Source organism: Flavobacterium psychrotrophum, assembly GCF_003403075.1.
Lineage (GTDB): Bacteria > Bacteroidota > Bacteroidia > Flavobacteriales > Flavobacteriaceae > Flavobacterium > Flavobacterium psychrotrophum.
The window spans coordinates 3,552,987-3,574,858 of sequence record NZ_CP031557.1; the positions used below are offsets into that span (position 1 = coordinate 3,552,987).

At 40.9% G+C, this 21,872-nt stretch carries 18 protein-coding genes and 1 tRNA gene; 10 read left to right on the forward strand and 9 right to left on the reverse strand.

Annotated elements, in window-relative coordinates:
* Positions 1 to 8: 8 nt before the first annotated feature.
* The 5 genes from DYH63_RS15225 to DYH63_RS15245 are packed head-to-tail and all read right to left on the reverse strand — an operon-like array spanning position 9 to position 6,968.
* Entirely contained in the window at positions 9 to 554 is a 546-nt protein-coding gene (locus tag DYH63_RS15225; RefSeq protein WP_116789606.1) for a c-type cytochrome, read from the reverse strand.
* 8 nt (positions 555 to 562) lie between these two features.
* Positions 563 to 1,087 carry a DUF3341 domain-containing protein gene (locus tag DYH63_RS15230; RefSeq protein WP_116789607.1) on the reverse strand — a complete coding sequence of 175 codons (525 nt, stop codon included), beginning with the start codon at positions 1,085 to 1,087 and terminating at the stop codon, positions 563 to 565.
* Positions 1,088 to 1,092: 5 nt separating this feature from the next.
* Positions 1,093 to 2,511, reverse strand: a complete 1,419-nt coding sequence (nrfD, locus tag DYH63_RS15235; protein ID WP_116789608.1) for an NrfD/PsrC family molybdoenzyme membrane anchor subunit — start codon at positions 2,509 to 2,511, stop codon at positions 1,093 to 1,095.
* 38 nt (positions 2,512 to 2,549) lie between these two features.
* Positions 2,550 to 5,612: a TAT-variant-translocated molybdopterin oxidoreductase gene (locus DYH63_RS15240; RefSeq protein ID WP_116789609.1), complete on the reverse strand. Its 3,063-nt coding sequence runs from the start codon at positions 5,610 to 5,612 to the stop codon at positions 2,550 to 2,552.
* A gap of 33 nt (positions 5,613 to 5,645) precedes the next feature.
* Positions 5,646 to 6,968, reverse strand: coding sequence for a cytochrome c3 family protein (locus tag DYH63_RS15245; RefSeq protein WP_116789610.1), 1,323 nt, complete (start codon positions 6,966 to 6,968; stop codon positions 5,646 to 5,648).
* Positions 6,969 to 7,181: 213 nt separating this feature from the next.
* On the opposite strand from DYH63_RS15245, the gene DYH63_RS15250 reads away from it, so the two are divergent.
* Positions 7,182 to 7,568: an SPOR domain-containing protein gene (locus tag DYH63_RS15250; protein ID WP_116789611.1), complete on the forward strand. Its 387-nt coding sequence runs from the start codon at positions 7,182 to 7,184 to the stop codon at positions 7,566 to 7,568.
* A gap of 111 nt (positions 7,569 to 7,679) precedes the next feature.
* Here DYH63_RS15250 and DYH63_RS15255 read toward each other — a convergent pair whose 3' ends face one another.
* A complete protein-coding gene (locus tag DYH63_RS15255) occupies positions 7,680 to 9,725 on the reverse strand; it encodes an insulinase family protein (RefSeq protein ID WP_162927052.1) in 2,046 nt (681 codons plus the stop codon).
* 16 nt (positions 9,726 to 9,741) lie between these two features.
* A complete protein-coding gene (locus DYH63_RS15260) occupies positions 9,742 to 11,067 on the reverse strand; it encodes a M16 family metallopeptidase (RefSeq protein ID WP_116789613.1) in 1,326 nt (441 codons plus the stop codon).
* A 203-nt stretch (positions 11,068 to 11,270) separates the two neighbouring features.
* Between DYH63_RS15260 and rplU the strand changes: the two genes are divergently transcribed.
* The 4 genes from rplU (at position 11,271) to DYH63_RS15280 (ending at position 13,913) form a co-directional block, all read left to right on the forward strand.
* Positions 11,271 to 11,630: a 50S ribosomal protein L21 gene (rplU, locus tag DYH63_RS15265; RefSeq protein ID WP_116789614.1), complete on the forward strand. Its 360-nt coding sequence runs from the start codon at positions 11,271 to 11,273 to the stop codon at positions 11,628 to 11,630.
* Positions 11,631 to 11,657: 27 nt separating this feature from the next.
* Positions 11,658 to 11,918, forward strand: coding sequence for a 50S ribosomal protein L27 (gene rpmA / locus DYH63_RS15270; RefSeq protein ID WP_116789615.1), 261 nt, complete (start codon positions 11,658 to 11,660; stop codon positions 11,916 to 11,918).
* Between the two features lie 164 nt (positions 11,919 to 12,082).
* On the forward strand, positions 12,083 to 12,739 hold the full coding sequence (locus DYH63_RS15275) for a hypothetical protein (RefSeq protein WP_116789616.1): 657 nt from the start codon (positions 12,083 to 12,085) through the stop codon (positions 12,737 to 12,739).
* 187 nt (positions 12,740 to 12,926) lie between these two features.
* Positions 12,927 to 13,913 (forward strand): polysaccharide deacetylase family protein, encoded by a 987-nt coding sequence (locus tag DYH63_RS15280; RefSeq protein WP_205528258.1) that lies wholly within the window; start codon positions 12,927 to 12,929, stop codon positions 13,911 to 13,913.
* Between the two features lie 362 nt (positions 13,914 to 14,275).
* Here the strand turns inward: DYH63_RS15280 and DYH63_RS15285 are convergent.
* Positions 14,276 to 14,348, reverse strand: a tRNA-Gly gene (locus DYH63_RS15285).
* 116 nt (positions 14,349 to 14,464) lie between these two features.
* Here DYH63_RS15285 and DYH63_RS15290 point away from each other — a divergent pair.
* Complete coding sequence (locus DYH63_RS15290) at positions 14,465 to 14,911, forward strand: GNAT family N-acetyltransferase (protein WP_116789617.1); 447 nt, start codon at positions 14,465 to 14,467, stop codon at positions 14,909 to 14,911.
* A gap of 208 nt (positions 14,912 to 15,119) precedes the next feature.
* Positions 15,120 to 16,712 carry a L,D-transpeptidase family protein gene (locus DYH63_RS15295; protein WP_116789618.1) on the forward strand — a complete coding sequence of 531 codons (1,593 nt, stop codon included), beginning with the start codon at positions 15,120 to 15,122 and terminating at the stop codon, positions 16,710 to 16,712.
* Here the strand turns inward: DYH63_RS15295 and DYH63_RS15300 are convergent.
* Entirely contained in the window at positions 16,695 to 17,387 is a 693-nt protein-coding gene (locus DYH63_RS15300) for a murein L,D-transpeptidase catalytic domain family protein (RefSeq protein WP_116789619.1), read from the reverse strand. The two genes, DYH63_RS15295 and DYH63_RS15300, sit on opposite strands and share 18 nt — an antisense overlap.
* Positions 17,388 to 17,713: 326 nt before the next feature.
* Here DYH63_RS15300 and gpmI point away from each other — a divergent pair, with 326 nt between their 5' ends.
* From gpmI to DYH63_RS15315, 3 genes are all read left to right on the forward strand, one after another.
* Positions 17,714 to 19,231 carry a 2,3-bisphosphoglycerate-independent phosphoglycerate mutase gene (gpmI, locus tag DYH63_RS15305; protein ID WP_116789620.1) on the forward strand — a complete coding sequence of 506 codons (1,518 nt, stop codon included), beginning with the start codon at positions 17,714 to 17,716 and terminating at the stop codon, positions 19,229 to 19,231.
* A gap of 390 nt (positions 19,232 to 19,621) precedes the next feature.
* On the forward strand, positions 19,622 to 20,215 hold the full coding sequence (locus DYH63_RS15310) for a TetR/AcrR family transcriptional regulator (RefSeq protein ID WP_240409020.1): 594 nt from the start codon (positions 19,622 to 19,624) through the stop codon (positions 20,213 to 20,215).
* Entirely contained in the window at positions 20,212 to 21,870 is a 1,659-nt protein-coding gene (locus DYH63_RS15315; protein ID WP_116789622.1) for a peptidase domain-containing ABC transporter, read from the forward strand. Before DYH63_RS15310 ends, DYH63_RS15315 begins: the two co-directional genes overlap by 4 nt.
* The last annotated feature ends 2 nt before the right edge of the window (positions 21,871 to 21,872 follow it).

Below are 21,872 nucleotides of genomic sequence, written 5' to 3' on the forward strand. Positions count from 1 at the left end.
TTCTACAATTATAATTCGCTCTTAAGTTTCATAACATAGTGAGCCACCTGCCAGCGTTCTTTCTGGCTAAGCTGGTTAGCATGAGAGCCCATCATGTTACGACCGTATGTTTCCACATGGAAAACACTACCTTCATTAATATCCCTGTCTTTATAGTTAGGAACACCGGCAAATTTTTCCCTTTTTGCAAGGTTTCCTTTACCATCACCTTTATCGCCGTGGCAAATAGCACAGTATATCGTGAAAAGCTCTTTGCCCTTAGCTTCGTCTACTTCAGCCGCAGCTAAAGGAGAAACAAGGCCAGCTTTTGCAGCGTTGTAACCTTCTTCTGTATTTGGATATTCATAAGGAGTGAATCCCCTTGGTATAGAACCTGCAGCAGGAAGCTGACCTTCTTTACCATTTTTAAAAGCGCCTGACTCTGAATATGTCTCATACCCTACAGACTCGTACATGTTTGGCATGTACTGGTAGTTAGGTTCTGATTTATTGAAGCATGAGGTAAGCGCCGCCGAGGCAGAAACCACAAATGCTATTTTATATAATGCTTTCATACTTCTTGTTAATGCTTTTCAATTACTTTTACTTCAACAGCTCCGGTTTCCTGAAAAAACGCAACCAGTTTATCTTCGTCGCCATGTACAGGCACCTCCATTAAAAAGTGGTCGTCTGTAGTCCTTACATCAGGATTTTCAGCCTGTTTAAAAGGCCATAATTTACTCCTCATATAAAATGTTATCACCATTAAGTGAGCACCAAAGAATACTGTCATCTCAAACATAACCGGTACAAAAGCCGGCATGTTTTGTATGTAAGTAAAACTTGGTTTACCACCAATATCCTGAGGCCAGTCAACAATCATGATATAATACATCATTGCTGTAGCAACAGATAATCCCACTAAACCATACAGGAATGCGCATATTGCAAGCCTTGTTGGTGCAAGACCAAGAGCCTTATCAAGACCGTGTACCGGGAATGGTGTAAAAACTTCTTCAATATGATGATGTGCAGCGCGGGTTTTCTTTACTGCATCCATAAGGATATCATCATCATTGTACAATATATGTAAAACTTTATTGCTCATGGTTCTTAGTGATGATTATTTTCTGAATGTGAATGATTATCGTGGGCTTCATGCAGCTTCTTGTATTTTTCGCTGGATGTTTTCATGATAGATTTTACTTCGGCCTGTGCAATTACAGGGAAACTCCTTGAATAAAGTAGGAATAACACGAAGAAGAAACCTATTGTACCAATATAGAAACCGGCATCTACAAATGTAGGCTGGAACATGGTCCATGAAGACGGAAGGTAATCTCTGTGAAGTGATGTAACGATAATTACAAAACGCTCAAACCACATACCTACGTTTACAACAATCGAAATGATGAAAGAAACTGTAATACTGGTTCTGATTTTTTTGAACCACATTACCTGTGGAGAGATAACATTACATGTCATCATCAACCAGTATGACCACCAGTAAGGACCAGTTGCCCTGTTAAGGAACGCATACTGCTCGTATTCTACACCTGAGTACCAGGCTACGAATAACTCTGTAATATAAGCAACACCTACGATAGAACCTGTAATCATAACTACAATGTTCATTAGCTCGATATGCTGTACTGTAATATAAGCTTCAAGATTTGATACTTTCCTCATGATGATAAGCAGGGTGTTAACCATTGCAAATCCGGAGAAGATAGCACCCGCCACGAAATACGGAGGAAGGATGGTAGTGTGCCAGCCCGGTATTACCGATGTAGCAAAGTCAAAAGATACAATAGTGTGTACAGAAAGTACCAGTGGCGTTGCAAGACCTGCAAGTACCAATGAAACTTCTTCAAAACGCTGCCAGTCTTTTGCACGTCCGCTCCATCCGAAGCTTAGTATTGAATAAACTCTTTTCGTAAAAGGAGTAATCGCCCTGTCGCGAAGCATCGCAAAGTCAGGAAGTAAACCTGTCCACCAAAATACAAGAGATACTGAAAGATAGGTAGAAATCGCAAATACGTCCCAAAGTAGTGGTGAGTTAAAGTTAACCCATAGTGAACCAAACTGGTTTGGTATAGGCATTACCCAGTATGCTAACCACGGACGGCCCATGTGGAATACAGGGAACATTGCTGCCTGTATTACCGAGAAGATTGTCATCGCTTCTGCCGAACGGTTAATTGCCATACGCCACTTTTGACGGAACAATAGCAGTACAGCCGAGATAAGTGTTCCGGCGTGACCGATACCTACCCACCAAACGAAGTTGGTAATATCCCAGGCCCAGCCTACAGTTTTATTTGATCCCCATGTACCGATACCAGTACCTACCGTATAGGCAACACACGCTACGCCCCAAAGGAAGGCTGCTGTGGCGATAGAAAACGCTATCCACCATTGCTTGTTAGCCCTGCCCTCTACCGGCCTTGCAACATCTACTGTTACATCGTGATAATTTTTGTCACCTATAATTAAAGGTTTTCTAATGGGTGCTTCGTAATGAGACGACATATTCCTTTATGTTTGTTTCTATTAATAAACTATTTAAACTATGTATTCCTTACTTTAACGTGGTAGAATACATTTGGCTTGGTGCCTATGTGGCCCAGTAGGTGGTATGCCCTTTCGTCTTCTTTAAGCCTTGCTATAGGATCTTCGGTGTTGTTAACATCACCAAAAGTCATTGCACCACTTGAACAAGCCGCAGAACAAGCACAAGCATCGTTAAATTCATTTGCCCCTACTACCCTGCCTTCGCGCTTAGCCTGAAGGATTACCGACTGAGTAGCCTGTATACAGAATGAACATTTTTCCATTACACCACGAGAACGTACTACAACATCAGGGTTAAGTACCATACGACCTAAATCGTCGTTCATGTTATAATCAAAGTCGCTGTTCTTGTTATAAAGGAACCAGTTGAAACGACGCACTTTATAAGGACAGTTGTTTGCACAGTAACGAGTACCCACACAACGATTGTAAGCCATGTGGTTTTGTCCCTGGCGACCGTGAGATGTAGCAGCAACCGGACAAACAGTCTCACAAGGAGCATGGTTACAGTGCTGGCACATTACCGGCTGGAATACTACCTGAGGATTATCCGCAGGGTCTTCCATTGATGTAAAGGTGTCGATAGAATTGAAAAGGCCTGAAGCTTTTTCTTTTTTCTCAACATCTCCCGCAAACGTATCTTCAGAAGAGTAATACCTGTCAATACGCAGCCAGTGCATATCACGGCTTCTGCGTATTTCTGACTTACCTACTACCGGAACGTTGTTCTCAGCATGACAGGCAATAACACACGCACCACAACCGGTACACGCATTAAGGTCTATTGAAAGGTTAAAGTGGTGGCCTGTACTCCTGTCAAACGACTCCCAAAGGTCGATTGAAGTTGCAGGAACCTCTTTATGGTCATAAGATACCTGAGCCATTTCATTCCACTCAGCAGCATCTTTTGTTGTATAATCTTTAAGGGTAGTTTCTTTTACGATGTCGCCACGGCCCATAAGGGTTTTCTGAAGCTGCACACACGCAAATTCATGTTCACCACCTATTTTTGTAAGCTTGGCAGTTTGTAAAGAATTAAGGTTGTTGTAAACCGCATAAGCGTTAACACCCACTACCATTTCATTCTTCATACCTGCTTTACGTCCGTAACCCAGCGCAAGGCCTATTGTACCTTTTGCCTGGCCCGGCTGTACAAGCACAGGTACTTCAATTTTCTTACCGTTTACCTCTAGTGTAGCAAGACTACCGTTAAGGCCACCGTTTGCCACGTTCCAGTTCTCAAGGCCAAGTGCATCTGCATCTGCTTTAGAAATAGTTACGTAGTTATCCCACGATGTACGGGTAATTGGATCAGGAAGTTCCTGTAACCAAGGGTTGTTAGCCTGCTGGCCATCTCCAAGACCTGTTTTTGTATAAAGAACAAGCTCAAGGCCACCGGCTGGTTTAGCAGCAGCAAGGCTTGCAGCAGCACCACTAAAGTTAGCAGCACCGGCAGTAACTGTAGCAGCAACTTCAGAAACAGTTACACCATCATGCACAAGCTGGTTCCAGGTTTTACCGGGAGCATAAGAAGGTGCAGTAGCTTTAATATAATCGTAGTAAGCAGTTGGGTTACCACTCCATGAAAGCAATGCCTCCTGGAATTGTTTTGTAGTAAACAGCGGACGGATCGTAGGCTGTGTAATAGCATAGTAACCTTTTGCCACACTTACATCACCCCAAGATTCAAGGTAATGTGGAGCAGCAGCAGCTACTGTAGTTATTGAAGCTGTTTCATCTTCCCTAAGGGTGAAAGAAACAGAAAGTTTTACTTTTTTAAGCGCCTCAGCAAACTCATCTCCGTTAGGAAGTGTGTAAACCGGATTAACATTATTCATGATAAGTACACTTACAGCACCTGCCTTGATATCGTTTACAAGCTGAGCAACCGCTTTAGCATCACCTTTACGAACGTAACGGGCACCGGCAGGGTTAAACGCCTGAGATTGCAACGCATTGTTAATAGCAATTACAAGAAGTTGCGCATTAACATCATCAAGACCTGTAACAACAACACCTTTAGATCCGGCAGCTTTAAGTTGCTGGGCAGCATTGTTAACAGCAGCAGCATAAGTCTTGTCTAAAGCAACACTTACATTAGCACCGGTTACAGCATTATATAAAGCCACAAGGGCATATTTTTGTTGAGTAACAGAAAGCGGGATACGCTTATCTGCATTAGCACCTGTGATAGACATATTAGCTTCTATCTGGATGTGCTTAGACATTAAACCTTTTTTAGTAGGGATACGGCCAATTGCGTAGCCTGAATCATACCCACCACCTTGCCAGTCGCCAAGGAAGTCAGCACCTACACCTACTATAACATCTGCCTTAGCAAAGTCATAATCAGCAAGAGCCCTTTCACCATAAACCGCCTGGAAAGCATCCAACGCCTCTGATGAAGAAACAGCATCATAAACAACATGCTTAAATCCGGCATATTTAGCACCAAATTCAGCAATGATCTTATCTGTTGAAGGGCTGGCAGTAGTAGCAGAAAGCACCACAACCTGACCACCAGCAGCCGCAGCCTGGCTTAAGCCCGCTTTAACTGTAGCATCAACCTCTGCCCATGTAGCATCTTTACCCTTAACCTTTGGCTGCTTAAGCCTTGAGCTGTCATAAAGAGAAAGCACAGAAGCATGAACCCTTGCGTTTGCAGATAGTTTAGCACCTGCAAGAGCATTCTTTTCAACTTTTATAGGACGACCCTCACGAGTCTTGATAAGTATATTCGCAAAATCAAAACCGTCTGCAATTGTAGTAGCATAGTAGTCTGCAACACCAGGAATGATCTCTTCCGGCTGCACAACATAAGGTATTGATTTAATAACCGGGCCCTCACACGCAGCAAGTGATGCAGCTGCTGTAGTAAACCCAACGTATTTTAGAAAGTCACGACGGCTTGTAGATGAAGATGACAAAGCTTCCTTGTCGCCAAGAAATTCATCTGTAGGAATCTCCTCAACAAACTCATTGTTTCTTAGCGTCTCAACAATAGAGCTATTAGGATTTAGCTCTTCAACACTTTGCCAGTATTTTTTGTTTGATGCCATGTTATATATAGATATTAGCTTCTTAGAAATTTATTAATAGTGACATTTACCACACTCAGTACCACCCATGTTAGCAGCCGTAAGTTTTTGAACACCATATTTCTTGGCAAGTTCATCGTGGATTTTTTTGTAGTAGTCATTGCCTTCAACCTTAACATCAGTTTCGCGGTGACAATTAATACACCAGCCCATTGTTAAAGGAGCGTTTTGCTTCATGATCTCAAATGTTTGCACCTGGCCGTGACATGTCTGACACTCTACACCTGCAACAGAAACGTGCTGAGAGTGGTTGAAGTAAACAAAATCAGGAAGATTATGTATCCTTACCCACTTAACAGGTTTTTGTTTGCCCGTATAAGCATTAGCAGTTTTATCCCAACCTACAGCATCATAAAGCTTAGCAATTTCTCCTGTATAGAATTCTTTAGAACGATCGTAGATAGAATCTTTATCACCCTCAAAAGAACTTATGTTTTTATGACAGTTCATACAAACGTTAAGCGCAGGTATACCCGAAGTTTTACTTACCCTTGCAGAAGAGTGACAGTATTTACAATCAATACCGTTATCTCCGGCGTGTATTTTGTGAGAGAAGTGTATAGGCTGCACCGGAGCATAGTCTTTATCAACACCTACCTGCATCAACCACCCATAAAGGAAGTATGAAGAAGAAAGTATCAAAAGAATAACCGTTACAAGCACAAGGAACTGATTCTTTACATAAGCCGCCCAAACAGAAACAGAAGGTTCTTTTTCTACCACAACACCGTTGTTAGCAGCAACCCTTCTAAGCGTCCTGTTTACAAGCACAAGCATAATAATAAGCACCGCAAGTACAAGTATAAGCGCACTTAATATAATAACCTGAGAAACACCATCTCCGCTACCGCCATCCTGATTAAGAGCAGCAGGAGCAGCACCGGCAGCAGCAACCTCTTTAGGCTGCGATGTATACGCCAGGATGTTATCAATATCAGCTTCCGCAAGTTGCGGGAAAGCCGTCATTGTAACTTTGTTGTTTTCATTGAAAAGTTTTACAGCAGCAGCATCACCAGATTTGATCATCTCACTACTGTTGTGGATCCACTTATAAAGCCACGCTTTATCATGTTTTTCTACAATACCCCTAAGCGCAGGGCCTGTCGACTTGTCATCAAGCTTATGACACGCAGCACAGTTAGCATTAAACAACTCTTTCCCTTTTACCGGATCACCAGCACCTGCGGCAGGAGCTTCAGCAGCCGGAGCGGCGGCAGCGGCATCTTGCGCAAATACAGAAACGGAAAAAGTTAGCGAGAGCGCCAGAAAGAACAATAAGATCCTTGAAATTGAAGTATGGTTACCCACTTTTTTCATATTAATAATGATTATCGACTATTTTGGTACGATTTTTAATGAGTATAATCTGTAAAAAACTATACTTTTTTAAAAACTCCCACAAAAATACGACTTAAGAGTTATTCTCAAACCTTAAATAAATCTTAATCCATAATTTATAACTATTCTAAATAAATCGCGCCATCACTGATAAAAAGAATAATCGTATTTTTGCATTAAAGACACTTCATTATGAGATTTTTAAGTTTTAAACACACACTTCCTGCGCTATTTTTTGCCCTCTCAGCCAATATTGACGTACAGGCGCAAACCGCAGGGAATGTACAGCAAGACGAACGCTTTGAACAATTACTTGCTGAAAAAAGAAAGATAAACAGCGCCATTACCGTAAACGACCGCTATAAAGTGCAAATTTTTTATGGTGATAACGAGAAAGCCCGCAAAACATTGCAGGACTTTAAACGTGAATTTAAAACCACTGATGGCACTATAATTTTTGAAAGCCCTACTTATAAAGTATGGGTTGGCAGCTATAAATCGAGAATTGAAGCCGAGAGGAATCTTACCGAGATTCGTAAAAAATTTCCTTATGCCCTCATAGTAAAGCCAAACAAATAAAGTTAAAAAACAAATCAGAAACCTATAGCTATTTAGCGTTTACTGAATTGTAAATACAAAAAAAACGGCTGCCATTGGCAGCCGTTTTTATTATAAACAAAATGTTATTGATTACTGAAAATCAGCAGGTGTAACACCCGCATTTATTTTAGCATCAACAACTTTAAACTCAATATCCATACCCATATTGATTACTATCTTGTAAGGCAGCTTAACACCACTTACAGCTTTGTAATCAGAGTAATATGTAGTTTGTGTCATTTTCTGACCGTTACCTTCAAGCTCAGTAGCCTCAGCAACTTTAAGACCTGTAGCAGCATCAAAATAATATGTTGTATCATCTAACTGCAACGCATAAGCATCTGCACCATTGATAGATTCAATACCTTTTAATTTAAGGTCTTTGTTTGCTACTAGAGAAAGCTCTTCAAACGGAACAGCAGAAGCCTGGGCTTTTTTAAGATCATCACCTGTGATGTCTTCTTTACCACCCTGGCCAGCCTGGTAACCGCCTTTATCTGTAACTACTTTCTTCATGATGCTCATACCGCCAGCTTTTATTTCCTGAACTTCTTTGCGGTCTGCACTTACTTTCTTGATCATTTCAAGCGGTGTACCTTGTATAGTACCCTCTGCCTTCATAGAAAGCGTTTTAACAGCCTTAACCGCTTTTTCGCCACCAATAGCTTTAATATAACCATCAAGTACCGTTTTAGCAGTAGTACCCGCAGGCACCGGCTTGTTTACAACAGGCTTAGCTGTTGGCGCACCCCACTTATCAAAGTAGTTAACCGGGATTTTGCTTTTTTCAAGAGCAGGAAGCACATCGGCAGCCTTACCTACAATTATAATTCTTGAATTATCTGCAGAGAAAAATTTCTTAGCCGCATTACGAACATCTTCAGCAGTTACAGCATTGATATTCTTAATATAATTTTGGTAAAAATCTGCAGGAAGTTTTTGTGTTTCTGTAAGTAGCGCATATCGGGCCACTGTAGCCGGCTTTTCAACCTGCATCACGAAGTTACCTATATATTTTGCTTTTGCATTTTTAAGCTCTTCTTCAGCAACAAGGTCTGTCCTTATTTTCTTGATCTCGTTAAGAATTTCCACAACAGCACTATCTGTAACTGCGTTACGCACTTGTGTAGAAGCGCTAAAATCGCCTACATATTTATTACCTCCAACAGAAGAATAAGCACCATACGTCCAGGCATGCGCCTCACGAAGGTTGTTAAACAGCCTGCCTTCGCCACCACCACCAAGAATCTGGTTAGCAAGAATTGTAGCAAAGTACTCTTTGTCTGTCAATTTAAGGTTTACAATATTTGCAACAGATATTTCACTCTGTACCGCATTTGGCATATCTACAAAGTTAACCTGAGTGTACTGTACGTCTTTAGGATCTGAGTAAGATACCGAAGGAGCGATACCCGGTTTCCATGAACCAAAAAGCTTAGTAACCTGTTTTTTTACATCTTTAAACTTAACATCACCTACTACGATAAGGTAACCATTACCCGGCACAAAGTATGTGTTGTAGTTTTTCTCTACATCGGCAAGAGTTACATTGTTTAGCGTTTCTTCGCTAAGGTACTCACCATTAGGGTGATTTTTACCGTATACAAGAACACCATTTACCCTACCGGCAACAGCTTCTACATTTTTCTCTTCAGACTTAAGATTTTCGATCATCTTAGCCTTTTGCTTATCAAACTCTTCCTGAGTAAATATAGGGTTAAGAGCGCCATCAGCCATAAGCTCAAGCATCCTTGAAGAATATTTAGAAAGTCCGCTTGCAGAAGCACCGCTCTCCCAGAAGTTGATGCTGGCACCAAGGAAGTCGATTTCTTCGTTAAACTTTTCTTTGCTTATTTTTTTTGTACCCTCACCTATAAGTGCACTTTCCATATCGCTAACACCTTTTTTAGCACCTTCTGCATATGGTGCATTATCTAGTGTAAGGCTATAAGAAACCCTTGGTAGCTTATGGTTTTCTACCACAAGCACCTTAAGGCCATTTTTTAGGGTAAATGTTTCAGGCTTACCTACGTTTACAGTAGGCGCAGGACCCGGCTTAGGCATCTGGCTCTGCTGTGCTTGTGTAGCAGTAGCAGTTAAAACCAAACCGGCTAACAGATATATTGTTTTTTTCATGATCTTCTTGGTATTCTTAGTTTTGTGCTTTGTCTTTAGCAGGTACATAATCTAAAATAAGTCGCTGGTTAGGGTTAAGATATTTCTTAGCCACATCCCTTATCTCTTCTCTTGTAATAGTGCGGTAAATTTCTACCTCAGTATTAATAAGGTTAGTATCACCATATAAAAGGTAGAATGTAGACAGGTTACTAGCTACACCTTCTACGCTGGCGTTGCTGTTTACATACTGGTTTTCTACCTCGTTTTTAAGCTTTTGGAATTCCCTTTCAGAAATAAGCTCTGTTTGTATTTTTACAACTTCAGCATCCGCATCAGCAAGGATTTCCTGAGGCGTGTGGCCCGGCATTGGTATACCATAAACAAAGTAAGTACCGTAGTCTTCTTCGCTGTAGCTGCCTGCACCTATCTGCATTGCTTTTTTGTCTTCGTCTACAATTTTCTTGTACATCCTTGAACTCTTACCACCGCTAAGTACTGATGAAATAAGATCAAGAACGCGGGCATCTCTTGTACTCATGGCCGGTGTGCGGTAAGCAGCAACGATCATTGGTAACTGAATGTTTGGATCCTCAAACGTAGCGTGTATTGTTTGCGTTATAGGAGCCTCCTCTATTTTAGTACGAGTTACAGCAGCACCTTTAGGTATGTGGCCATAATACTGTTCTACCCATTTTTTAACCTGAGCCTTATCAAAGTCTCCGGCTACAGTTAGCACTGCATTGTTAGGCACATAGAATTTTTTGTTGAATGCCTGGAACTCTGCAAGGGTAGCAGCATCCAGGTGATCCATAGATCCGATAGTTGTCCAGCGGTATGGGTGTGTTTTAAACAGGCCTTTTTTAATTTCCTGCATAAGCTGACCATAAGGACTGTTGTCATAACGCATCCTTTTCTCCTCTTTTACAACCTCATTTTGTGTATCTACACCTATCTGGTTAATAACCGGGTGCCACATACGCTCAGCTTCCATCCAAAGACCAAGTTCTACGTTGTTAGAAGGAAAAACCTCATAATAGTAAGTACGGTCATCTGTAGTGTTGGCATTATTGTTACCACCATTAGCAGTTACAATTTTAAACCATTCGCCTCTTTTAATGTTATCAGTACCTTCAAATAAAAGGTGTTCAAAAAAGTGTGCGAAACCGGTACGGTCTGTTTGTTCATCTTTAGAGCCCACGTGGTACATTACAGATGTAACGGTAACCGGGGCGCTCTTATCCTGTTGCAGGATAACATGAAGCCCATTGTCTAAGTTGTACTCTTCAAACTCCACCTTTTGTGCGTGAGCCGCAGCCCCCAGCACTAAAAGCGAACCTAAAGCCATTATGGATTTTTTCATAAAAAAGTGTTGATTATTTTTTAATTCAGATAATTGGTGTGCAATTTCGGTAAATTGTTACAATTATGCTAAAATTTTTCTGCGGAAAAGATTGCTAACCAATTAAAATTATGCAAAAACCACATTTTTAAACATACCTGTTGCCTGATAAATAATAAGTTGTATATTTGCAACCTTAAAAATTTATTTTAAACCATATTGTTATGTACGCAATCGTAGAGATAGCAGGGCAACAATTTAAAGTTAGCAAAGACCAAAAGGTATTTGTTCACCGTTTAGAAGGTAAAGAAGGAGATGCGGTTAATTTCGCAAAAGTTCTTTTACTTGATGATAACGGTAGCATTACTCTAGGCGCCCCGGCTATAGAAGGTGCTTCAGTAGAAGCCAAAGTTCTTCAACACCTAAAAGGAGACAAGGTAATTGTTTTCAAAAAGAAAAGAAGAAAAGGTTACAAAGTAAAGAATGGCCACCGCCAGTCGCTTACTCAAATTCAGATTACAGGCATTACAGGTGCAGGTAAAAAGAAAGCAACCAAAAAAGAAGCAGCTGCTAGCGCAGAATAATTACTAACAATTTAAAACCAAAACATCATGGCTCACAAGAAAGGTGTCGGTAGTTCTAAGAACGGTAGGGAATCAGAATCGAAACGTCTAGGTGTTAAGATTTTTGGCGGCCAGGCCGCTGGTGCTGGTAATATCATTATCAGACAGAGAGGTTCTAAGCACAATCCGGGTGAAAATGTTTACATGGGTAAAGACCATACTTTACATGCTAAAGTTGATGGTGTTGTTAAATTCCAAAAGAAGAGAGACAACAAATCTTATGTATCTATAGTTCCGTTTGAAGCTTAAGACATATTGTTAAACCCATCGGTTTAACTCCCTATATAAAAAGGCAATAAGAAATTTTCTTATCGCCTTTTTTTTGTTTGCCAATTCTACCACTTAGCCAACACACAATAATAAATTAATTCTGCTGCCGTTTAAATCCTTAACCAACCAGCAAATCAATTACAATGTTTAAGTTAAAAGCTTTAATAGCGTTGATGCTTATCACTTCAGTAAGCAACTATGCTCAAGATCTCAAAAATGACACTATACAATTACAAAATTTAAATATTAAAGCTAAGGAGCCAAAATTAAAAACTGTTAATTTAAATAAAGGCAATACCTTTTTAATCACCTACCAATATGAAACTCCTGAAGCAACCTACCTTGTAGAAAACCTGCCCTATGGCGAAGTACAGGAAATTACATTATATTTCTTTTACCTGGTAAAAAACTATAATGCCGTTTCTAAAATAGAAGAAACACGGTATGAAATGACACTATATGATATTAGCGAAAATGGCACTGCCGGAAAAAAAATAAACAGCCAGCCTATCCCCATCATTTTAAAAAAAAGCCGGAAGAGCGAGCTAAAAAACATCATAGACGTATCAGCATACAAGCTTAAAACGTCACGATTTCTAATTAACCTTGTACGCACTTCAGAGCTTCCATGTTACGAGTGCGGCCTTTATCTGCCCAGAGTAATAGGAAGCACGCATCGCTTATATTATATAGGGCCTATATCTGAATATAAGGTTAACATTGATTCTCATACTAAAAATAACGAAAATAGTTTTGAAGGCTTACAATGTAAAATAAAAACAATTACGAGATATTACTAATTATGTAAGAGTTCATCATACTCACTAAGAATAATAAGCTTCAACGCTGCCATTTATTTCAGTGAGCAACCTAAAACAAATATCATGGCTTACAAGAAACAGGAGGAAATCTAAAAAAAGCGATAAGAAATTTCTTAACGTCTTTTGTGTGCCATCTTTGTAACTTTATTCCTTAAAATAAAACATAATGGCGCGCTTATTATCCTGCTTTAAATTTACGGTATGGTGTTTACTCCTGCTGAGCACTCTTATTACTACGGCACAAAGCAGCATTAGTAATTACAAACCTTATTTTGCCACGGCAAAGTATAATGGGGCGGAAATTATTATTCTCCGGAAATTTGAACAGGGCGGCAAGGCCAGCTATCTATATACGAATCCGGCCACGCTTATTACCGGTACAGTCATAGCAAAAGAGATACATGCCGCGCAAACTTCGTTAGCGCAGTTAACCGCTTTATTTAAAGGAGCACCTTATTTCAGGGCATTAGCCGCATCAGAAGCCCAGTCGTTTACTTTACAGGATGCCGGCCTTATACACGGTTACCCAAAAGAGCAGGGCATTACACTTACCATAGACCTATGCCCATCGCACAAGCCGCTGGACCGCATAATTTTCACCTCGCTTATTTCGGCATTTGCAAAAACTGAAACACATGTACCTGTAGCACTCTCTATCACGGGAAGGTTTATGCTTACCCATGCTGACGATATACAATGGCTTAAAAACCTTGAAAAACAAAACAAAATTGACATTACCTGGATAAACCATACCTACAACCACCATTACAACCCAAAAGCACCACTTCCCGACAATTTCTTACTGGAACCGGGCACTGATGTTGACTTCGAGATTTTAGGTACCGAGATAGCACTCCTGCAACACGGATTGATACCGTCTGTATTTTTCCGTTTCCCCGGACTGGTATCAGATAATGCCGTAGTACAAAAAGTAACCGCTTACGGACTTATACCCATAGGCAGTGATGCCTGGCTGGCTAAAGGGCAGCAGGCAAACTCAGGCAGTATAGTACTCATACACGGCAATGGCAATGAACCTGTAGGGGTTAACGATTTTATCAAACTATTACAGTCTGAAAAAGAAAAGGTACTAAACAAAGAATGGCTACTCTATGACCTACGCGAAAGTGTAGAAAATGAGTTTAAGCAGTAATACTGAATACTGACCTTTATTAATAGCTAACTTCTCTTTCCCCTGTAGTACCCTACATAATAGCCTGCCACCCCACCCACTAAAAGCGGTACATAAAATATAACGTGAAAAATAAGGTTAACAATCCAGCCTGCAACCATACAGATTAAAATAAGGATCAGTATAAATTTGACATCAGCAAGTTTCATGAAGCAATTTAGGTTTGAGATAATTTCGACCAATATACAAAGATCACTGAACTTCAACCACAAACATAACCTTAAAGTTAATCGGACATTAGTAAAGCTGCTCACTCCCGTTTTTGGAGGGCTGGGGTAAGAACAATAAAAAACCCGAATCAATAATGATTCGGGTTTTAGCAGAGCGGAAGACGAGGCTCGAACTCGCGACAACCAGCTTGGAAGGCTGGAGCTCTACCAACTGAGCTACTTCCGCTTTTGTGAGTGCAAATATAAGTAATAATTTATTGCATGCGCAAACTTTTTTTCAAAAAAATTACAGCATTAAAAGCTTCAGCAATATAAGATGTTTAGCCTAAATTTGTTACCCTTATGTATACACTAAAACAAATTACATCTCAGGACACATTTGCCGTGAGGCAACCTGTACTTCGCCCCGAAAAACCTGTCGAATCCTGCGTTTTTGATGGCGATGACCTGCCCACCACCATACACTTTGGTATTTTTGAAGGCAGCACCCTTGCCGGCATCATTTCTGTTTTTAAGGCCGATCACGATTTCTTTACCGAAAATACCCAATACCAGATTCGCGGTATGGCGGTGTTAGACAATTTTCAGAAACGCGGACTGGGCGACAAATTAGTGCGTCATGCCGAGAAACACATTAGCAGCCTAAAAGGCGAAAGGATATGGTTTAATGCCCGCGAAGCAGCTGTAGGTTTTTATGAACGAATGGGGTATGCCATTATTGGCGATGCTTTCCCGATAGGAGATATTGGCTCACATTATGTAATGCATAAAAAAATAGCTGACAGTTAAGAATATAACAAAATATTATGTCTTGTTTTTAACATTTCACAAAACAGATTATGTACCTTTAATCTGAAATTTTTGTGGTCCAGCCTCAATACCCGGCAAACACAAAATCCTGCTCGCGGAGCACTATATAATACAAAATAATACAAACCGGGTAACTGCGGCAAGCCATCAGCATTTCGTTTTTTAAACCAATCTTAAAAAAAACATTATGCAAAAGGCTGCTTACATAGTATCGCTACTGTTGTTACTTACACTACCCTCTTGCCGCAATACCGCCGGGAGCAACCTAAAAACGGCCGAAAGCCAGGCAAAAACAGCACATCTCAAAGATTCTTCTCTTTGCTTTACGCAGGATATCTTAAAAGCCACATCAGCCGAGGTGCGCGACTTTTATCACGATCACGGCAATGTAACCGTGTGGACAACCAAGGCAGACCGCATTGCGCTACAGGAAACCATAGCGGGCGCAGAAGCCGACGGCCTGTTATCAAAAGAGTACAACCTTAACTTTTTAAAAGAGTTTGAAGCGCTTAACACCATAACCGAGGATGAAGCCCTGCGGTATGACCTGATGATGACAGAAGCATTTCGTAACCTGGCTACACACCTGTTTAAAGGACGCCTTAAACCATCGGGCGTGTATAGCGACTGGGCACTAAGCAGTAAACCTTTTGAAGCAGATAAACTTTTAAGTGATGCCTTAAAAAATCATGATATAGCTGATGCCATAAACCGTTGCCGTCCGCGCCATGAAATTTACAGCAGCCTGCGCCACAGCCTGGCTGTACTAAACAGCCTTGCTGACGACAGCACCTTACCCAAAATAATCATTGAAAAAAGCCTGACGTTTAAAGATTCGTCTGCCACGGTAGCCGCCATTAAGCAACGTCTTGCCTACTGGGGCGACCTTAAAGCTGATACCATTACCACTATTTATGATGAAGCAACAGTAATAGCTGTTAAAAACTTTCAGGAGCGCCACGGCCTGCATGCTGATGGTACCGTAGGCAAACAGGTAGCTAATCTTTTAAACATAAGCCGTAACGAACGCCGTGAGCAGGTAATTGCAAACCTCGAAAGATGGAGGTGGTTTCCGTATGACTTTGGCGAGAGGGCATTGCTGATAAACATTCCCACCTACCGTTTGGCGGTATTAGAAAACGGGAAAGATACTGTACAGACCTACAAAGTGGTTGTGGGTAAACCTGAACGCAAAAGCCCAATACTTGATTCGAAAATTACTAACCTGGTAATTAACCCTACCTGGACGGTGCCTCCTACCATTATTAAAGAAGACCTTACACCGGCAGCCACAAAAGACCGCACTTATTTTGCCAGCCACAACATGAAGATTTATCGTGGCGATGATGAAATACAACCTGAACAATGGAAACCCGAAGAGTTTGACAAATATAAATATGTACAGGGGCCGGGCAATCACAACTCTTTAGGCAGGATAAAGTTCAACTTTTACAATACCTTTAGTGTATACCTGCACGACACTAACCACCGCGAACTTTTTAGCAAAGGTTACCGCGCACTAAGCAGCGGGTGTGTAAGGGTACAAGATCCGTTTAAGCTCGCATCGTATCTTTTAGAAAAAGACAACCCAGACTGGAACGATAAAAAAATACAGGAAATCACAGATGCCGAAGCAACTAAAAACGTGTATATACAAAAATCCATCCGGGTGCACCAGCTTTACTGGACGGCCTGGATGGACAAAGGCGGGCTGCAGTTTCGTGATGATATTTACAGCCTCGATAAAATATTGTATAATAAATTAAGACAGGATCTTTGATTCGCGGTTATATTCCGGGTGGTAGATAAACAGGCATGATTTGCCTTTTATCAGGTTGATAACTTCTTTAGTAATAGCGCTTGGCAGTGCAGGGCATCCCTGGCTGCGGCCCAGCCTGTGGTGTAGTTTTATAAATGTCTCACTTACATAATCAGCAGCGTGCATTACCACTCCCCTGCTGCGTGCATTGCTGTTAAGTCCATTTTCTAAACCATCCAGCTTAAGGCTTTGTCCGTGCTTGCCATTATAAAGTTCGCCGGTAGCATAAAAACCAAGACTACTCATATTAGAGCTGTTAGTATTGCTAAAGCTTTGTGCAAACTCATCGCCACTATTACGTCCGTGGGCTACAAGCGTGTTGTAAACCACACTTTGCATATCCATATCAATAATCCATAACCTTTTAGTGTTTGATGACCTACTAAAATCGATAACGGTAAGCAGGTGTCTTTGTATCTTGCCCTGTGTTTTTAAAAGATTATACCCTTTAACGGCTTTTTCAAAGCACTGCATTGTAGGCATAACTGCATTGTGGGCACTTAGCGCATTGTACAACGATTCTGTTTCGGTAACCGCAGTTTTCTCAACAGGAGCTGAAATTGCTGTGTTTGTTTTTGGTGCATTGGTGTAAGAAAAGAACAAAAATAAAACCGACGTAAAAAAATTGTATACCATTATAAACTTTTGTTGTGTGTTTTTAACCTGGCGCTAAATAAGTTAAGAAAATCTTAATATCCAAGTAGCAACTGTGTTAAAATCAATAATTTAACATTTTCATTTAGCAAGGAAACCTCTCCTGTGCCGTTCTCACTTCATTAATCTCTATAACGGAAGCTTTAAACCGAATATTGCTTAAAGCCTGAAATCAATCCTGATTTTTTCGTATCTGCGTTTAAAGTTAACCTTTTTAAAACACTATGGTTTCGTAAAAAATAGTAACTTTAGCACGTTTTGGTATATACAAACCAAAACCATGCCAAGACACACATAATAGATTGAAAATGAACAAAAAAGTTATCCTTATGATACTTGATGGCTGGGGAAAATCACCAGATCCTAAAGTATCGGCAGTAGACAATGCCAATATCCCATTCATCAACAGCCTGTACCAAAACTACCCTAACGCATCATTGCGCACAGACGGCCTTAATGTAGGACTGCCTGAAGGGCAAATGGGCAACAGCGAGGTAGGACACATGAACCTGGGTGCCGGCCGCATTGTATATCAGGATCTTGTACGCATTAACCTTGCAGTAGAAGACAAATCTATCGAAAAAGAGCAGGCGCTTGTAGATGCATTTGCTTACGCGAAACAAAACAATAAAAAAGTACACCTTTTAGGACTGCTTTCAGATGGCGGTGTACACTCACACATTAACCACCTTAAAGGTCTGGTTAGCGCTACTAAAGATGCCGGGCTTGAAAACGTGTTTATACACGCCTTTACAGACGGGCGCGACGTAGACCCAAAATCGGGCATTAACTTTGTGTCTGACCTTGAACTGTTCCTTAAAGACACTCCCGCAAAACTGGCAAGTATTATAGGCCGTTATTATGCCATGGACCGCGATAAGCGCTGGGAGCGTGTAAAACTGGCGTATGACCTTTTAGTAAACGGTCATGGCACCATTACTACAAACGCTGTAGAAAGTATCCAGAAAAGTTATGCTGAAAATGTTACCGACGAATTTATACAGCCGCTTGCATTAAGCGCAGATGGCACTACACCACTAGCGGTTATAGAACCGGATGACGTAGTTATCTTCTTTAACTTCCGTACAGACCGTGGCAGGGAACTTACAGAGGTGCTGAGCCAGTTTGACATTCATGAGCAAAACATGCACAAGCTAAAGCTGTACTTTGTTACCCTTACTAACTATGATGATACTTTTAAAGACATCCATGTAGTATATGATAAGGACAACCTGACCGAAACACTTGGCGAGGTAGTAAGCAAGGCAGGTAAAAAGCAGATACGCATTGCTGAGACAGAAAAATACCCACACGTAACGTTCTTCTTTTCAGGAGGCCGTGAAGAACCTTTTGAAGGTGAGAAGCGTTTACTTTGCCCATCGCCAAAGGTGGCAACATACGACCTTCAGCCTGAAATGAGCGCTTTTGACCTTAAAGATGCTTTAGTGCCAGAACTTAAAAAAGGCGAGGTAGACTTTGTATGCCTTAACTTTGCCAATGGCGACATGGTAGGCCACACCGGTGTGTTTGATGCAGCTGTTAAGGCTTGCGAAGCGGTAGATGCCTGCGCTAAAGAAGTAATAGAAACAGCCCTTGAAAACGGCTATACCACTATAGTGATTGCTGACCACGGTAACTGCGAAACCATGATAAACCCAGATGGCAGCCCTAACACAGCACACACCACTAACCCGGTGCCTATTATTGTGGTAGATAAAGACATTAAGGCAGTCAACGATGGCGTACTGGGCGACATTGCCCCTACTATCCTTAAGATGATGGGTATTGCACAGCCGGAAGCCATGACAAGGCATTCGCTGATATAATTAGATTATTAGATTTTTGGATAGTTAGACTATTCCTCAAAATATCATTACCGCTGCACGTTTGTGTGGCGGTTTTTTTATGCCCTTATGCTTCATTATAAAAGCGCTAATGATAATTCTAATGCAATTCTAATGTAATTCTAATACAAAATTCAGGTTGTTGGAATAATCTTTGTAAAAATTAGCCTGTAAACACATTAGTACATCCTGATACAAATGCTAGGTAAGCACTGTATTTTATGGAAACTTGTTTTTACACATGATAGTAATACTATCGGTTTTGCAAAAAATAGTATCAATAATGAGATTTGTACTTTCAAATTTAAAGCTCCATATAAACCCGGGATTTATCTAAAAGATCCCGAAACCTCTGAGCTTGGCAAGAAAATATTGCAGCAAAGCATCCTGCTCATTGATGAGATAGGCTTTGAAGCCTTTACATTCAAAAAACTGGGCGAACGCATAGGCAGCAATGAAAGTTCTGTGTACCGCTACTTTGAGAGTAAGCACAAATTACTGCTTTATCTTTCTTCATGGTACTGGAGCTGGATAGAGTACCGCCTTGTTTTTGGCATTGCAAACCTTGTTGTTCCTGAAGACAGGCTGGCGCGTGCCATAACCATTATTACTGAAGAAACCATTGACCAGTCTGACACAGAGCACATCAATGAAGCCATACTGAAACAGATTATCATAGGCAACTTTACAAAAACCTTTCTTACTAAAGAGGTAGATGAAGAGAACCGCAGCGGATTTTTCCAGATATACATTCGCATCATACAGCGTGTGGCTGCCATTGTAAAAGAAGTAAACCCTGAGTATCCGTATGCCGAGAGCCTTGTAAGCACCATTATAGAAGGTGCACTGCACCAGCATTTTCTTAAAGACCACATTTGCAGCATTACTAATTGTAATGAGAAAGTAACCGCTACAGATTTTTACCTGAACCTTATTAACACCGTACTTAACCCCATACAATTATGACTCCCCTAAAAAGATATTATAACCTCCTGAAGCTGGACAAGAAAGATGTTTACCAAATTATATTTTACGCGGCCTTTGCAGGGCTTATAAGCCTTTCGCTTCCACTGGGCATACAAGCCATAATCAACTTTATACAAGGCGGGCAAATCAGCGTAAGCTGGATCGTGCTTATTATAATGGTTACAATAGGCGTAGCATTTGTAGGTATACTATCACTCATGCAGCTGCGAATAACCGAGAACCTTCAGCAAAAAATATTTGTACGCTCCTCTTTTGAATTTGCATACCGCATGCCTAAGATAAGCTTTAAGGGCATGCATAACCATTATGCCCCCGAACTGGCTAACCGTTTTTTTGACACACTTACCATACAAAAAGGCACATCAAAACTATTGCTTGATTTTTCGACAGCCTTATTGCAAATCATACTGGGCATTATATTACTGTCATTATACCATACGGTATTTATCATTTTCGGCCTACTTCTTTTAGGATTGTTGTATGCCATATTAAAGCTTTCTTATAATGAGGGTGTAGAAACCAGCATGAAAGAATCTAAATACAAATACAAGCAGGCATATTGGCTACAGGAAATAGCCCGTAACCGCAACAGCTTTAAACGAAAAGACGGCATGGAGTATGCCCTTGACAAAAATGACCACCTGGTGGGCGATTATGTAGGCTTTAGAGAGAAACACTTTAGCGTTATAAAAAGACAGTTTACCCAACTTATTGTATTCAAAGTACTAATTACAGCAGGGTTATTATCGGTAGGTGGTTACCTGGTACTAAGTCAGCAAATGAACATTGGGCAGTTTGTAGCCGCAGAGATCATCATTCTATTGGTTTTAAACTCAGTAGAAAAAACCATTACCGGCCTTGAAACACTGTATGACGTACTTACTGCTGTAGAAAAAATAGGCCAGGTAAGCGACCTTGAAATTGATGAGCAAAAAAGCCTGCAACCTATAGACAGCACGCATGGCGTAATACTGGAAACAGAAGAGGTTACTTTTAGATATCCTGATGCAGAGAAAGATGCTCTCCGAAACGTTAGCGTAAAAATAAATCCGGGCGAAAAAGTATTTGTAAGCGGACGCAACGGATCCGGCAAAACATCGTTACTACGCATACTTAGTGGCTACATGCACCCTACTTCGGGTATTTTCTATGTTAACGAAAACAATTACAACAAGACCGATAGCGACCAGTACCGCTCATTAGCCGGTATAGTGCTTCAGGGCGAAACGCCTTTTCACGGTTCGCTTTACGAAAACATCAAATTTAAAGATGCTTCGATTACCGATGCCGATGTAAGATGGGCCATTGATAAGATGGGGCTTTCCGGTTTTGTAAAAGATCTTCCTAAGGGGCTTGACACATCAGTTAATCCTGATGGCAGGCAGCTTACCGCATCAGTATGCCGAAAAATATTACTTGCCCGCGCCATAGCAGGCAGGCCGAAGGTATTGTTCCTGGAAGACCCTACCGAAAGCATGGATAACGAAAGTGCCCGCGAGATAATCGACTTTTTATTTGATCCAAAACATAACTGGACTGTAATAGTATCCTCTGTTAACGACTACTGGAAACAACGCTGCGACAGGTTGATTGAAATGGAAAAAGGAACTATTGTAACCGATACAAAAATATAAGC

What these genes read in the sequence shown, in the direction of transcription:
- DYH63_RS15260 (WP_116789613.1), bottom strand. Translation starts at nt 11,067, where the DNA reads ATGAAAAAATCCATAATGGCTTTAGGTTCGCTTTTAGTGCTGGGGGCT.
- DYH63_RS15255 (WP_162927052.1), bottom strand. Translation starts at nt 9,725, where the DNA reads ATGAAAAAAACAATATATCTGTTAGCCGGTTTGGTTTTAACTGCTACT.
- DYH63_RS15300 (WP_116789619.1), bottom strand. Translation starts at nt 17,387, where the DNA reads ATGGTATACAATTTTTTTACGTCGGTTTTATTTTTGTTCTTTTCTTAC.
- DYH63_RS15240 (WP_116789609.1), bottom strand. Translation starts at nt 5,612, where the DNA reads ATGGCATCAAACAAAAAATACTGGCAAAGTGTTGAAGAGCTAAATCCT.
- rpmA (WP_116789615.1), top strand. Translation starts at nt 11,658, where the DNA reads ATGGCTCACAAGAAAGGTGTCGGTAGTTCTAAGAACGGTAGGGAATCA.
- rplU (WP_116789614.1), top strand. Translation starts at nt 11,271, where the DNA reads ATGTACGCAATCGTAGAGATAGCAGGGCAACAATTTAAAGTTAGCAAA.
- DYH63_RS15275 (WP_116789616.1), top strand. Translation starts at nt 12,083, where the DNA reads ATGTTTAAGTTAAAAGCTTTAATAGCGTTGATGCTTATCACTTCAGTA.
- DYH63_RS15250 (WP_116789611.1), top strand. Translation starts at nt 7,182, where the DNA reads ATGAGATTTTTAAGTTTTAAACACACACTTCCTGCGCTATTTTTTGCC.
- DYH63_RS15280 (WP_205528258.1), top strand. Translation starts at nt 12,927, where the DNA reads ATGGCGCGCTTATTATCCTGCTTTAAATTTACGGTATGGTGTTTACTC.
- DYH63_RS15290 (WP_116789617.1), top strand. Translation starts at nt 14,465, where the DNA reads ATGTATACACTAAAACAAATTACATCTCAGGACACATTTGCCGTGAGG.
- DYH63_RS15315 (WP_116789622.1), top strand. Translation starts at nt 20,212, where the DNA reads ATGACTCCCCTAAAAAGATATTATAACCTCCTGAAGCTGGACAAGAAA.
- DYH63_RS15295 (WP_116789618.1), top strand. Translation starts at nt 15,120, where the DNA reads ATGCAAAAGGCTGCTTACATAGTATCGCTACTGTTGTTACTTACACTA.
- DYH63_RS15245 (WP_116789610.1), bottom strand. Translation starts at nt 6,968, where the DNA reads ATGAAAAAAGTGGGTAACCATACTTCAATTTCAAGGATCTTATTGTTC.
- gpmI (WP_116789620.1), top strand. Translation starts at nt 17,714, where the DNA reads ATGAACAAAAAAGTTATCCTTATGATACTTGATGGCTGGGGAAAATCA.
- DYH63_RS15230 (WP_116789607.1), bottom strand. Translation starts at nt 1,087, where the DNA reads ATGAGCAATAAAGTTTTACATATATTGTACAATGATGATGATATCCTT.
- DYH63_RS15225 (WP_116789606.1), bottom strand. Translation starts at nt 554, where the DNA reads ATGAAAGCATTATATAAAATAGCATTTGTGGTTTCTGCCTCGGCGGCG.
- nrfD (WP_116789608.1), bottom strand. Translation starts at nt 2,511, where the DNA reads ATGTCGTCTCATTACGAAGCACCCATTAGAAAACCTTTAATTATAGGT.